At 69.1% G+C, this 13,657-nt stretch carries 13 protein-coding genes; 8 read left to right on the top strand and 5 right to left on the bottom strand.

Going from position 1 to position 13,657, the window contains the following annotated elements; translation table 11 throughout:
- Positions 1-253: 253 nt before the first annotated feature.
- A complete protein-coding gene (purD, locus tag VKG81_RS03410) occupies positions 254-1,525 on the top strand; it encodes a phosphoribosylamine--glycine ligase (protein ID WP_324389706.1) in 1,272 nt (423 codons plus the stop codon).
- Between the two features lie 3 nt (positions 1,526-1,528).
- Here purD and VKG81_RS03405 read toward each other — a convergent pair whose 3' ends face one another.
- Positions 1,529-2,431 (bottom strand): alpha/beta hydrolase, encoded by a 903-nt coding sequence (locus tag VKG81_RS03405; RefSeq protein WP_324389704.1) that lies wholly within the window; start codon positions 2,429-2,431, stop codon positions 1,529-1,531.
- A gap of 104 nt (positions 2,432-2,535) precedes the next feature.
- Between VKG81_RS03405 and VKG81_RS03400 the strand changes: the two genes are divergently transcribed.
- A complete protein-coding gene (locus VKG81_RS03400; RefSeq protein WP_324389702.1) occupies positions 2,536-3,165 on the top strand; it encodes a TetR/AcrR family transcriptional regulator in 630 nt (209 codons plus the stop codon).
- Here the strand turns inward: VKG81_RS03400 and VKG81_RS03395 are convergent.
- Positions 3,162-3,911 (bottom strand): DUF429 domain-containing protein, encoded by a 750-nt coding sequence (locus tag VKG81_RS03395; protein ID WP_324389700.1) that lies wholly within the window; start codon positions 3,909-3,911, stop codon positions 3,162-3,164. The two genes, VKG81_RS03400 and VKG81_RS03395, sit on opposite strands and share 4 nt — an antisense overlap.
- A gap of 40 nt (positions 3,912-3,951) precedes the next feature.
- Here VKG81_RS03395 and purB point away from each other — a divergent pair, with 40 nt between their 5' ends.
- Both purB and VKG81_RS03385 read left to right on the top strand, forming a co-directional pair.
- The gene (gene purB, locus VKG81_RS03390) at positions 3,952-5,370 is read left to right on the top strand and encodes an adenylosuccinate lyase (RefSeq protein WP_324389698.1); all 1,419 of its coding nucleotides are present in this window, start codon (positions 3,952-3,954) and stop codon (positions 5,368-5,370) included.
- A gap of 23 nt (positions 5,371-5,393) precedes the next feature.
- Complete coding sequence (locus VKG81_RS03385; RefSeq protein WP_324389696.1) at positions 5,394-6,359, top strand: tellurite resistance/C4-dicarboxylate transporter family protein; 966 nt, start codon at positions 5,394-5,396, stop codon at positions 6,357-6,359.
- 10 nt (positions 6,360-6,369) lie between these two features.
- On the opposite strand, the gene VKG81_RS03380 is transcribed toward VKG81_RS03385, so the two are convergent.
- Entirely contained in the window at positions 6,370-7,008 is a 639-nt protein-coding gene (locus tag VKG81_RS03380) for a hypothetical protein (protein ID WP_324389694.1), read from the bottom strand.
- Positions 7,009-7,061: 53 nt separating this feature from the next.
- Between VKG81_RS03380 and VKG81_RS03375 the strand changes: the two genes are divergently transcribed.
- Positions 7,062-7,955 (top strand): phosphoribosylaminoimidazolesuccinocarboxamide synthase, encoded by an 894-nt coding sequence (locus VKG81_RS03375; RefSeq protein ID WP_324389692.1) that lies wholly within the window; start codon positions 7,062-7,064, stop codon positions 7,953-7,955.
- Positions 7,956-7,963: 8 nt separating this feature from the next.
- A complete protein-coding gene (locus tag VKG81_RS03370; protein ID WP_324389716.1) occupies positions 7,964-10,075 on the top strand; it encodes a S9 family peptidase in 2,112 nt (703 codons plus the stop codon).
- Here VKG81_RS03370 and VKG81_RS03365 read toward each other — a convergent pair.
- Entirely contained in the window at positions 10,031-10,477 is a 447-nt protein-coding gene (locus VKG81_RS03365) for a hypothetical protein (RefSeq protein WP_324389690.1), read from the bottom strand. The two genes, VKG81_RS03370 and VKG81_RS03365, sit on opposite strands and share 45 nt — an antisense overlap.
- Positions 10,478-10,565: 88 nt before the next feature.
- Here VKG81_RS03365 and VKG81_RS03360 point away from each other — a divergent pair, with 88 nt between their 5' ends.
- Entirely contained in the window at positions 10,566-11,138 is a 573-nt protein-coding gene (locus VKG81_RS03360) for a TetR/AcrR family transcriptional regulator (protein ID WP_324389688.1), read from the top strand.
- On the opposite strand, the gene VKG81_RS03355 is transcribed toward VKG81_RS03360, so the two are convergent.
- Positions 11,135-12,697 carry a DHA2 family efflux MFS transporter permease subunit gene (locus VKG81_RS03355; RefSeq protein ID WP_324389714.1) on the bottom strand — a complete coding sequence of 521 codons (1,563 nt, stop codon included), beginning with the start codon at positions 12,695-12,697 and terminating at the stop codon, positions 11,135-11,137. The genes VKG81_RS03360 and VKG81_RS03355 overlap by 4 nt on opposite strands.
- 245 nt (positions 12,698-12,942) lie before the next feature.
- Here VKG81_RS03355 and VKG81_RS03350 point away from each other — a divergent pair, with 245 nt between their 5' ends.
- Positions 12,943-13,650, top strand: a complete 708-nt coding sequence (locus VKG81_RS03350) for a DUF2334 domain-containing protein (RefSeq protein ID WP_324389686.1) — start codon at positions 12,943-12,945, stop codon at positions 13,648-13,650.
- Positions 13,651-13,657: the final 7 nt, after the last annotated feature.

Below are 13,657 nucleotides of genomic sequence, written 5' to 3'. Positions count from 1 at the left end.
AGCCGGTGCTGATGTAGTACTTCACGGCTCACCCTAACCGGGATAGGAAACCATCAGCTCCTTGACGCCGTTGATCCATCCGGATCGGAGGCGTTGCGGCTCCGACAGTTTCGCGATGTTCGGCATGATATCGGCGATCTCCTCGTAGACGCGGGCCCACCCCGACCATACAGTCCACGGTCAAGTGTATGTTCGCTCGGGCCTCCGGCTCGTCCCGGCGGACGCGCGATGTTCTGCCGTTAGGGTTGGCAGCGTGCGCGTCATGGTGGTCGGTTCCGGTGCCCGTGAACATGCGTTACTGACCGCGCTGAGACGCGACCCCCAGGTTGACGGCCTCATCGCGGCGCCCGGTAATGCGGGCACCGCGGCCGTCGCCGAGCAGCACGACGTCGACATCACCTGCGGCGACGCGGTGGCGAAACTTGCCCTCGACACCAGCGCGGACCTGGTTGTCATCGGGCCGGAGGTGCCGCTGGTGCTCGGCGTGGCCGACGCCGTGCGCGCGGCGGGCGTCACGTGTTTCGGCCCGTCTGCCGCCGCCGCCCGCATCGAGGGGTCCAAGGCGTTCGCCAAGGACGTGATGGCGTCGGTGGGCGTCCGCACCGCGCGCAGCGAGATCGTCGACAATCCGGCCCGCCTCGACGCTGCGTTGGACCGCTTCGGCCCGGACCGGACCCGCGACAAGGCCTGGGTGGTCAAGGACGACGGGCTGGCCGCAGGCAAGGGCGTGGTGGTCACGGCCGACCGGGCCGGGGCCAGGGCGCATGCGGCGGGTCTGCTGGACGCCGGTCACCCCGTGCTGCTGGAGTCGTTCCTCGACGGCCCCGAGGTGTCGCTGCTGTGCATCGTGGACGGCGAGACGGTGGTGCCGCTGCTGCCCGCCCAGGACTTCAAGCGGGTCGGCGACGGCGACTCCGGGCCTAACACCGGCGGGATGGGCGCGTACGCGCCGCTGCCCTGGCTGCCCGGCGAGATGACCGCCCAGATCCTTTCGGGCATCATGAAACCCGTCGCAGCCGAACTTGTTCGGCGAGGCTGCCCGTTCAGCGGCGTGCTGTATGCGGGGCTGGCGATCACTTCCGAGGGCCCCGCTGTAGTCGAGTTCAACTGCCGCTTCGGCGATCCGGAGACACAGGCGGTGCTCGCGCTGCTGGATTCCCCGCTGGGCGGGTTGCTGACCGCGGCGGCCACCGGCACGCTCGCGGAGCAGCCCGCGCCCCGGTGGCGCCCCGGCGCCGCGGTCGTCGTGGTCCTGGCCGCTGAGAACTATCCGGGCCGCCCGCGGGTCGGCGACGTGATCGTCGGCGCGGATCAGGACGGTGTGCTGCACGCCGCGACGGCCCGCCGCGACGACGGAGCGCTGGTCTCCGCCGGCGGCCGCGTGCTGTCGGTCGTGGGCACCGGGCCCGATCTGGCCGCCGCCCGCGCGGCCGCATACGACAAGGTCAAGTCAATTCGGTTGCCCGGCAGCCATTACCGCGGCGACATCGCGTTGGCGGCCGCGGCGGGCCGGATTCACGTGTAGCGGTCAGGCGACCAGCAGCGGCGCCATCCAGGTCAGCTCGGCGGGCACCTGAGAGCTCCAGAACGCGCCGTCGTGTCCGCCGGGGGAGAACCCGCCCGACGGCGGGCTGGGCAGCTGGGCGATGAACTGCTGGGTGGCCGGGTAGAACGGGTCGCTGTTGCCGCAGTCGACGCGGATGGGGATCGACCCCAGCGCGGGCAGCCCGAACACCGAATTGCTCGACCAGTCGTCGGCGCTGTCGAACGCGCCGGGTGCCGTTGCGCCGTAGGACATCCACAGCGCGGGGCTGACCGCGCAGATCGCCGCGGTGCGCGCCGGCCCCAGCCGTGCGCCCACCAGCAGCGCGCCGTAACCGCCCATCGACCAGCCCAGGAAGCCCACCCGCGAGGTGTCCAGGCCCTTGCCGTCGAGCATCGGTATCAGCTCGTTGAGCACCATCGCGCCGGCGTCCTCGCCCGATTGGCGCTTGTGCCAGTAGCCGCCGCCGCCGTCGACGCTGACCACCGCGAACGGCGGCAGACCCGCGTCGACCGCCTGCGCCAAGCCCTGCTCGACCCCCCCGGCCATCACACTCGCCGCGTCACCGCCCTTGCCGTGCAGCGCGATCACCGGCCGCAGCGTCTTGGCCTGCCCGGGCGGCCGCGCAATCGCCCAGTTGGTGTCGATGCCGCCGCGCGCGGCGGAGACGAACGAACCTGTGACGAACGTTGGCGCCGCGACCGCGGGGGCGGGGTCGAGCGGAGCGATCGGCGTTCCGGCGCCGGTCATCGATACCGGCGCCGTGGCCGTCGAGGCCCCGGACTCGAGCAGGGATCCCAGCGCGTAGGCGCCGGCGGCTCCGGCAGCGGCGCCGGCACCCAGGCGCAGAACGGCGCGGCGGCTGAGCACAGGCATGCGGCTCATCATGCCATCGCACGTTGCGGCCCCGCGGAATGAGGGCACGTCTCCATCCCGGCCGCGCCCCTATGCTTTAGGCGAAACCGCAGTACAGAGGCCACGCTGCTGGCAGCATGCTAGGCGTGACAGCCGCGGTCACACCCAAGGGCGAACGCCGGCGGCTCGCGCTGGTGCGGGCCGCCGCCGAGTTGCTGTGCGAAGGCGGGTTCGACGCGGTGCGTCACCGCGCCGTCGCGCGCCGCGCGGGCCTGCCGTTGGCCTCCACCACCTACTACTTCTCGTCGCTCGACGACCTGGTCGTCAAGGCCGTTGAGCACGTCGGGGCCCAGGAGGCGGCCCAGCTGCGGATCCGGCTGGATCATTTGTCACGGCGCCGCCGCGGTGCCGAGTCGACCGCGGACGTGCTTGTCGACCTGCTGGTGGGCGAGCGCCCGACGCTGCACCTGAGCGACCAGCTGATCTCCCGATATGAGCGCTACATCGCCTGCGCCCGCCAGCCGGGGCTGCGCGACGTGCAGCGCCGGATTCGCGCGCAACGCACCGCGGCGGTGGCGGAGGCGGTCGAGAGGTCGGGCCGCTCGGTGGGTGCCGAGCGGCTCACCGCGTTGATCTGCGCCGTTGACGGTGCGGTGGTGGCGGCGCTGGTCGACGACGGCGGAAGTCCACGCGAAACGGCAAGGGCCACTTTGCTCGACGTGATCGATGTGCTGGCGCCGATGGAGCGTCCGATGGCCGCGTACTAGAAGCCGCCAAGCAGATGCTCAGGCAGTGTCGGCGTGACGATGTAGCCGGTCGGATAGTCGCCGTAGACGGTGATGTCGTCGGGTCGCCGCACGCTGTAGAGCGCCACGTAGGCGCACACCACCGCGTCGACGGGGTCCTCCACTCTGCGCAGCTGGCATTTGCGTGTCGCGGTCTCGACCTCTCGCCGTCGCCCCGCCCATCCGGGATGATCCGCGAGTTTGAGCGGCACCTCGGCGTTCGCGAGACCTTCCAGACGCTGCATCAGGGCCAACAGCTCTGACTTGAGGTGATCGAAGCTGCGGCCCGCCTTGTGCTTGTACTTCAGGGTTCGTCCGAGCCCGAACAGGGCCACTGTGGCCGGGTGGGGATAAACCTCGATGGCGCGGCGCTTTCCGCGCGATTGGGGGTCCATGTCAAGTCCGAGGCGATGCGCCAGGCGCGCGCCGCGCGGGATGTTCGCGAATTCGGGCTTGCCCGTGTTGGCGGGGTGTGCACCGGCCTCGAACCGCCGGAAGTCGCGGTTGAGTTCGGTTTCACATGGGCGTTGACCGGTCGGGTTGGTCACGATCAGCGGGGCGTCGATCGCCACCAGACATTCGTCCCCGGCATACGGTTGCACGACGGCCGCGATGCTCGAATCATCCCGCGCCGACTCGATATCCACCAGGCTCCCGTCGCCATCGACAACCGCGACCCCGGAGCGCCGAAGGTCGCCCCACGCGAGGTCGATCCCAACGAGATGCACACCGCCAGTGTGCCGCAGCAGGCCCGTAAGCTGTGTATTCGTGACGATCCCGGACGTTCTGGCCGCGCGCTATGCCAGCGCGGAGATGGTGGCGATCTGGTCGCCACGGGCCAAGGTCGTCGCTGAGCGGCGCCTCTGGCTCGCGGTGCTGCGCGCGCAGGCAGAACTGGGTGTCGAGGTCCCGGCCGGGGCGCTGTCCGACTACGAACGGGCGCTCGAGACCGTCGACCTGGCGTCGATCGCGGCTCGCGAACGCCTTCTGCGCCATGACGTCAAGGCCCGCATCGAGGAGTTCAACGCCCTTGCCGGCCACGAGCACGTGCACAAGGGAATGACCAGCCGGGATCTGACCGAGAACGTCGAGCAACTGCAGATCCGCCGGTCGCTGGAACTCGTGCACGCCCACGGCGTCGCGGTTGCGGCGCGGCTGGCCGAGCGGGCCGTGCAGTACCGCGATCTGGTCATGGCGGGCCGCAGCCACAACGTCGCCGCGCAGGCCACCACGCTGGGCAAGCGTTTCGCGTCGGCGGCGCATGAAACGCTGATCGCATTGGGCCGGATCGCGGAGCTCATCGATCGTTATCCGCTGCGGGGCATCAAGGGTCCGATGGGCACCGCCCAGGACATGCTCGACCTGTTCGGCGGCGACGCGCAGCGGCTGGCCGAACTCGAGCGGCGGGTCGCCGGGTTCCTCGGCTTCACGACGGTGCTCGACAGCGTCGGACAAATCTACCCGCGCTCGTTGGATCACGACGTCGTCTCGGCGTTGGTGCAGCTGGGCGCCGGGCCGTCGTCGCTGGCGCACACGATCCGGCTCATGGCCGGCCATGAGCTGGTCACCGAGGGCTTCGCGCCGGGCCAGGTCGGCTCGTCGGCGATGCCGCACAAGATGAACACCCGTAGCTGTGAGCGGGTCAACGGGCTGCAGGTTGTCCTGCGCGGCTACGCGTCGATGGCCGCCGAGCTCGCCGGCGCGCAGTGGAATGAGGGCGACGTGTTCTGCTCGGTGGTGCGCCGGGTCGCGCTGCCCGACGCGTTCTTTGCGATCGACGGGCAGATCGAGACGTTCCTGACCGTGCTCGACGAATTCGGCGCCTACCCGGCGGTTATCGAACGCGAGCTGGACCGCTATCTCCCGTTCCTGGCCACGACCCGGATCCTGATCGCGGCCCTGCGGGCCGGGATGGGGCGCGAGGCCGCCCACCGGGTGATCAGGGAACACGCCGTCGCGGTCGCGCTGGCGATGCGTGAACACGGCGCCGAACCCGACCTGCTCGACCGGTTGGCCGACGACCCGCGGCTGCCGCTGGATCGCGCGGCCTTGGACGCGGCGCTCGCCGACCGGATCGCGTTCACCGGCGCGGCCGCAGGGCAGGTCGACGCTGTGGTCGCGGCGGTCGACGACCTGGTCGGTCGATATCCCGGGGCGGCGAAATACCGGCCTGCCGCGATCCTTTAGCCGCAGATCGGTTCGTCGGGCACGTGATCGTCGACATCGACCTGCGGCCCGATGTGTTCGCCGCGGTGATGGCCACCGGGATCATCTCGATCGCGGCCGACGACCACCATTACCGCCTGGTCAGCGACACGCTGGCGGTGCTTGCCCTCGCCGCCCTGCTCGTGCTTGTCGTGCTCGTGGTGCGCAAGCTGATCCTTCGGCGCACCTTCGCCTTTCACCACCTCGACGAGCCGGACTCGGTGTTGCGGCTGTTCACGTTCGTCGCCGCATGTGGCGTCCTGGCCGCCCGCTTCGAGCCGCACCGGCTCGCGTTCTGGGTGTTGGGCGCTGCCGCGCTCCTCGCGTGGTTGGCATTGAGCCCGATTGCTTTGCACAGCATGGCTACTCGCGATGTGCGACAGCTTCGCGACGGTGCCAGGGGTGCATGGCTGCTCGCGGGCGTGGCGACCTCGACCGTGGCGATCGGTCTGGCCGACGCTTCCCGCTTTACCGGGCATCCCGTGCTGTGGTGGGCCGCATTGGCGGTGTGGGTTCTCGCGGTGGTCGTCTACTGCGCGATCATGTGGCTGATCGTGTGGCGCGGGGTCCCCGACGAACCCGACAGCTGGATCCTGATGGGCGGCTTGGGCATCGCGACGCTCGCCGGCAATCACATGTACCGCGGGCTCGGCGCCGGCTCGCCGCTGCGGGACGACCTGAAGATCGCGACGATCGTGATCTGGGCGCTGGCCGGCCTGTGGATTCCTGCGTTGGTCTATCTGAGCCTTCGCCGCGTCAATGGGCACCCCGGCGCGCTGCGTTTCGCCGGGGTGTGGTGGGCGATGGTGTTTCCCCTCGGCATGTATTCCACCGCCACGGAGGCGACGTCGATCGATGCCCGGTTGCCCGCCTTGTCGACGATCTCGCTGGTGTTCTTGTGGATCGCTCTCGCCGCCTGGCTCGTCGTCGCGGTGGCAGGGGCCCGCGCCGGGTTCAACGCTCGTCGGTGAGCATCCCCGGTCAGTCGGAGCGTGATCTCCAGTTGGTCGGAGCGGCGATGCCCGCTGCGCGGAGCTCGACCGCGGCCAGCCCGCGGATCGCGGCGGCGTCCTCGCGCCGCCACGCGCCGGCGGGGTCCCGGTCGACCGCGGCAAGCCGCCGCAGCGGCCGGTTCGCCAGTGCCCGCAACGCCAGGAGTTGCTCACCGGCCGGCGTGGCGGCCAGGCCGATCGCCGTCCACTTTCGCAGGAAGAAGCGCAACCGCAGCACCAGCCACGGCATCGCGATCGCCAGGATCGGCGGCGCTGCCACGGCCAGTGCGAGCAGCACGGCCAGCCAGCTGGCCGTGGTATCCAGGTCGCGGCCCGCGCCCGCGATGTCGTGTGCGGCCTGGCCCGCCGCGGCGAGCGGCTTGGACAGCTGGTCACCGATCAGCGGCACCTTGCTCGCGCCGTGGCCTGCCGAGGCGAGGTTGCCGCCGATGCCGTTGGCGCCGTGTTCGACCTGGCGCCCGAACTGCGCGATCGTGCGCACCGCGGAATGGACCGCGATTCCGACCAGCACCCACAGCGCCGTCCACGCGGCGACCACGAGATCACTGAGCAGCTGCAGGAGAAACCGGCCGGGCGTGGTGGCATAGGGAAGAAAGCGCGAAGTCATGGCGTCGATCCCAACACAGCGGAGCCGACCGGTGGTGCCGTTAGGCTGACGCGATGCGCCCCGCTCTCAGCGACTATCGGCACGTGGCCGGCGGCAAGGTACGCGAGCTCTACGAGGTCGACGACGACCATCTGCTGATCGTGGCCACGGATCGGATCTCGGCGTTCGACTACGTGCTGGACACCGAGATCCCCGACAAGGGGCGCATCCTCACCGCGATGAGCGTGTTCTTCTTCGACTTCCTTGACACGCCCAACCATCTGGCCGGGCCGCCCGACGACCCCCGCGTGCCGCAGGAGGTGCTGGGCCGCGGGCTGGTGGTGCGGCGGCTGGAGATGCTGCCTGTCGAGTGTGTGGCCCGCGGCTACCTCACCGGCTCTGGACTGCTGGACTACCAGAAGACCGGCAAGGTGTGCGGCATTGTCCTTCCGCCCGGGCTGGTCGAGGCCAGCAAGTTCGGTCAGCCGCTGTTCACGCCGGCAACCAAGGCCGCGCTCGGACGCCATGACGAGAACATCTCGTTCGCCGACGTGGTCGACCTGGTTGGGACGGTGCGTGCCAATCAGGTGCGCGACCGCACGCTGCAGATCTACGTCCGTGCCGCCGACCACGCGCTGACCAGGGGCATCATCATCGCCGACACCAAGTTCGAGTTCGGTGTCGACAAGCACGGCAACCTGGTGCTGGCCGACGAGGTGTTCACCCCCGATTCGTCGCGGTACTGGCCCGCCGACGAGTATCACGAGGGCGTCACCCAGCACAGCTTCGACAAGCAGTTCGTCCGAAACTGGCTGACGGGCCCCAACTCCGGCTGGGACCGCGACGGCTCCGATCCGCCGCCCCCGCTGCCCGAAGACGTTGTCGACGCGACGCGGGCCCGCTATATCCAAGCCTACGAGCGCATTTCGGGGCGCGGTTTCAGCGACTGGATCGGGGCGACCGCGTGAACTCACCGATGACGCCGCCCCGGGCCAAGCGCGTCGAGCACCGGCGCGAATACCACGGCGACGTGTTCGTCGACCCATATGAATGGCTGCGGGACAAGTCCGACCCCGAGGTGATCAAACATCTGACCGACGAGAACACCCACACCGAAGACCTGACCGCTGGTCTCGCCCGGTTGCGTCAGCAGATCTTCGACGAGATCAAATCCCGCACCAAGGAGACGGACCTGTCGGTGCCGATCCGTCGCGGGGACTGGTGGTACTACGGCCGCAGCTTCGAGGGCAAGCAGTACGGCGTCCATTGTCGTTGTCCGGTAGCCGATCCCGACGACTGGACGCCGCCGAAGTTCGACGAGGACACCGAGATTCCCGGTGAGCAGGTACTCCTCGATGAAAACGCGCAAGCCGAGGGCCACGACTTCTTCGCGCTCGGGGCGTCGAGTGTCAGCCTCGACGGCAACGTCCTCGCGTATTCCGTCGACGTGGTCGGCGACGAACGATATACGTTGCGGTTCAAGGATTTACGCAAGGGCGAGCAATACCCCGACGAGATCGCCGGCATCGGCGCCGGCGTGACGTGGGCGGCCGACAACGAAACCGTGTACTACGTGACCGTCGACGACGCCTGGCGGCCCGACACCGTGTGGCGGCACCGGCTCGGTTCGCAGGTTCGCGACGCGCAGGTCTGCCACGAGCCCGACGAACGGTTCTGGTTGGCGGTGGGCCGCACCCGGAGCGACGCTTACGTGCTGATCGCCGCCGGATCGGCCATCACGTCGGAAATCCGCTATGGGGACGCCGCTGACCCGCTGGCCGAATTCACGACGGTACTGGCGCGCCGTGATGGCGTGGAGTACTCGGTCGAGCATGCCGTGGTCGGCGGCGAGGATCGGTTCCTGATCGTGCACAACCACGGCGCGGTGAACTTCACTCTGGTCGAGGCGCCGGTCGACGACCCGTCGGCCCAGCGCACGCTGATCGCGCACCGCGACGATGTCCGTATCGACGGGGTCGACGCGTTCGCCGGTCATCTGGTGGTCAGCTACCGGCGAGAGGCGTTGCCGCGCATACAGCTCTGGCCGATCGAGGCTGACGGGAACTACGTTCGGCCACAGGAGATCTCGTTCGACTCGGAGTTGATGTCGGCCGGTCTGGGCGCGAATCCGAATTGGGTATCGCCGATGCTTCGGATCGGCGCGACGTCGTTCCTGACCCCGGTGCGGGTGTACGACCTGGACCTGATGACGGGCGAACGGATCCTGCTGCGCGAACAGCCGGTGCTCGGCGACTACCGGCGGCAGGACTACGTCGAGCGCCGGGACTGGGCCGTCGCGCCGGACGGTGCGCGCGTGCCTGTCTCGGTCATTCACCGTGCCGACCTGCAGTTCCCCGCACCGGCGCTGATCTACGGCTACGGGGCATATGAGCTGTGCGAGGACCCCCGGTTTTCGATCGCCCGACTCTCTCTGCTCGACCGCGGGATGGTGTTCGTGGTCGCGCATGTGCGCGGCGGTGGCGAACTGGGCCGGCTGTGGTACGAGCAGGGCAAGCTGCTGCACAAGAAGAACACCTTCACCGATTTCGTCGCGTCGGCATCCCATCTCGTCGAGACCGGCGTGACCCGGCCCGAGAACCTCGTCGCGATGGGCGGCAGCGCCGGTGGGCTGCTGATGGGCGCGGTGGCCAACCTCGCACCGGAGCTGTTCGCCGGCATCCTCGCGCAGGTTCCGTTCGTCGACCCGTTGACCACCATGCTGAACCCGGCGTTGCCCCTGACCGTCACCGAGTGGGACGAGTGGGGAAATCCGTTGCAGGACCCCGACGTGTACTTCTACCTCAAGTCCTACTCGCCCTACGAGAACGTCGCGGCGAAGGACTACCCGCCGATCCTGGCGATGACGTCGCTTCACGATACCCGCGTCTACTACGTCGAACCGGCGAAATGGGTTGCCGCGCTGCGGTACACCAAAACCGACAGCCACCCGGTGCTGTTGAAGACAGAGATGAGCGCCGGGCACGGCGGCATCAGCGGCCGCTACGAGCGCTGGCGGGAGACCGCGTTCCAGTTCGCCTGGCTGCTACACGCCGCCGACGGCGACAAGCGCGGCGCCGCAGAGGAATAGCACAGCCAGCAGCGTGCGCGCCACCAGCGGCGTCTCGGGTGAGTGCTCGGATCGCCTGGCGCCCGCGGCGTAGATGTTCGCCGGGAACATGGCGACCATCAGCACGAACAAGCAGGCGGCGGCGGCCACCCGTGTCACCGGGATCAGCAGGCCCACCGCTCCGGCCGGCTCCAGGATGCCGGTGATCGTGACGAGCAGTCCCGGGGCGGGCAGGCGCGGGGGCACGATCGCGATCAGCCCGGCCCGGCGCGGCTGCACGAAGTGCGCGACACCGGTGAGGACGAACATCGCGGCGAGACCGACGGCGGTCGCGGCGGCCCAGGTGTCGGTGTAGTGCCATCCCAGCCATCCCGCCAACCGGGCGGCCAGCGTGACGACGAGGAGCGCGATTGCGGGGACCATGTTCGCTCCAATCTTGACAATGACAAGATTGCAAACCAATGTAGGCCGCCATCTAGGCAGTGTCAAGTTTTCGGGTTACGATGTCCCGGTGACTGCGCCTCCGCGGCCTCAGTACCACCACGGCGATCTCAGGACGGTAATCCTGGCTGAGACCGCGCGCCTGGTTGCCGAGCGGGGTGCCGACGGGGTGTCGCTGCGGCAGTTGGCGCGCGAAGCCGGGGTGTCGCATGCCGCGCCCGCTCACCACTTCACCGACCGCCGCGGGCTGTTCACGGCGCTGGCCGCCCAGGGCTTCTGGTTGCTGGCGGAGGCGCTGAAAGCCTCGAGGCCGAACTTCATCGACGCGGCGCTGGCGTATGTCCGGTTCGCGATCGAGCACCCCGGCCACTACGCAGTGATGTTCGACCGGTCGTTGGTCGACACCGGCGACCCGGAACTCGCGGCGGCCCAGGCGGCCGCGGCCGGCGAGCTTTCGCAAGGCGTGGCCACGCTCGACGACCCGCATGCCACCGCGGATCCGGCGGGTGCGGAGCTTGCGGCATGGTCGCTGGTGCACGGCTTCGCGCTGCTGTGGCTCAACGGCTCGGTGCCCGCGCCGATCGCGGCCGTGGACCCGATGCTCACCGTGGAGCGGATCGCGCGGATGCTCTTCGACGGTTAATGCGCAAGCGCCGGCGTCATCGGCTCATCCGACGGCATCGAGGCCGGCTTCTTCGGCAGGAACGACGCCGGGATGAAGGTGGCCAGCACCAGGCACACCGCGACGACGTAGACCACCGTGTACGCGTGCGACAGGTCGTGGGTGACCAACTGCATGAAGTCCGGCGCCAGCGCCTGCGGCGGGAACTGTGTCGGGTCCGGTGGCACGCCCTGCTTGGCGGCCTCCTCCTGCAGGGCGGCCACCTTGCTGGCCGCCGCGATGTACTGGCTGTGGTTGAACTGGTTCGTCAGGATCACCGACATCAGCGCGGTGCCGACGGAGCCCGCGACCTGTTGGTTGACGTTGATGAGCGTCGACCCACGGGCCACCTGATCGGGGCGCAGCCGCTGCACTGCCGAACCGGACACCGGCATCATCGTGCAGCCCATGCCCATGCCCATCACGGCAAGCCCGATGAGAAGAACCGGCATGTATTCGTAGTGCCGGCTCACGCCGAACGCGAAAATGCCCATGCCCGTGGCGATCAGCGGGAGCCCGACCATCACGACCTTGCCCGGGCCGTGCTTGTCCATGAACCGCCCCGCGATCGGCATCGTTGACATCGCCCCGAGGCCCTGCGGCACCAGATGCAGCCCGGACTGAAGCGGGGTCTGGCCGAGCAGCTGCTGGAAGTAGCTGGGGAACAGCAGCCCCGCGCCGAAAAAGGCGATCGCGAACAAGAACATCGTCGCGTTGGCCAGCGTGAGCACGCGGTTCTCGAACAGCCGCAGGTCGATCAGCGGGTGGTCGGCGCGGTAGAGGGCGTGGAACACGAACCCGATGATCAGCACCAGCCCGATCGAGGCCGGGACGTATACGTGCGGATCAGCCACCGTGCCGCGGCTCGGGATCGACGAGACCCCGTAGAGGAACGTCGCGAGGCCCGGCGACAGCATCAGCATGCCGAGGAAGTCGAAGGTCTCCGACGGGTGCGCCTCGTCTTTGGGGAACACGATCGCCGCGAGGATGAACGCGAGCACGCCGATCGGCAGGTTGATCCGGAAGATCCACTCCCAGCTGAAGGAGTCGATCAGCCAGCCGCCGAGGATGGGCCCGCAGATCGGCCCGAGCAGCATCGGGATGCCGAGCACGGCCATCAGCCTGCCGAGTCGCCGCGGACCGGCCTCCCGGGTGAGGATCGTGAACGTCAGCGGCATCAGCATCCCGCCGCCCAGGCCCTGGATGACCCGGAACGCGATCAGCAGCGTGATGTTCGGCGCCATCGCACACAGCAGCGAACCGAGTGTGAAGAACAGCACCGAGCCCATGAACAGCCGCTTTGTGCCGAAGCGGTCCGCCGCCCAGCCCGTCAACGGAATCACCGTCGCCAGTGCCAGCGTGTAGCCGGTCATCGTCCAGGCCACGACGGCCTGGGTGGTCTGGAAGTCCCTGATGAAGGTTCGCTGCGCAACGCTGACGACAGTGGTGTCGAGGATCGCCATCACGGCGGCCAGCACGCACACGCCTGCGATCTTCAGCAGGTCCGCGTCGAGGTTCTCCGGGTATCCGCCGGCCTGCAGCTCCTTTACCTGCCCGTGGTCGGTGGCGACGCCGTTGTGCCCGACTGAAGCCGCTACGAGCCTCCGGGGCTTGGGATTTACCGCGCGGTGCACCACGGCACCACATTAGCCAGCAATTAGGTAGACGGCCAATCTAATTTCCTGGGCGCCCTGAGACCGGCATCACATCGCGGGCGCATCAATCCGACAACTGCCGTCGGCGTGTAGGACACCGTCCCGAAACCTGACGTTGCCACCATGGGGTCATGGCAGGACAACTGATCGTCTCGGTCTCGGGGGTGCGAGACCGCACCGTTGCCGATGTCGGCGAATTCTGCGTCGAGCTCGACGCGCGCCGGGTGCCGGTGTCGTTCCTGGTGGCGCCGAGGCTGGGGGGCGGGTGCCGGCTGCTCGACGACGCCGTGACGGCCGAGTGGCTGCGCGCGCGACGTGAGCGCGGTGACGCGATCGTGTTGCACGGATACGACGAGGCCGCGACCAAGAAGCGCCGGCCGGAGTTCGCGATTCTGCCCGCCCACGAGGCGAATTTGCGCGTGATGGCCGCCGACCGGGTGCTCGAGCAGGTCGGTCTGCGCACACGGCTGTTCGCGGCCCCCGGTTGGGCGGCCTCGGCGGGTACCCTGGCAGTCCTGCCGCGCAACGGCTTTCGCGTGCTGGCCGGTGTCGACGGCATCACGGATCTGGTGCGTCAGACCAAGGTGCGGGCACGGGTGCTCGGCATCGGCGGCGGTTTTCTGACCGAACCGTGGTGGTGCCGCACGCTGGTGTTGTCGGCGGAGCGTATCGCGCGTCGTGGCGGCGTCGTTCGGATCGCGATCACCGCCCGGCAGCTGCAACGGTCCGGCCCCCGGCAGGCGATGCTCGACGCGATCGACCTGGCGTTGCTGCACAGGGCGGCGCCGACGGTGTACCGGTGGCGAACCGGCCATCCGGTGCTCGTCGACGCGGCCTGACGGCGGC

The sequence above is a fragment of the Mycobacterium sp. genome (genome assembly GCF_035314905.1).
Taxonomy (GTDB): Bacteria; Actinomycetota; Actinomycetes; order Mycobacteriales; family Mycobacteriaceae; genus Mycobacterium.
This window is presented reverse-complemented; position numbering and strand designations above follow the sequence as displayed.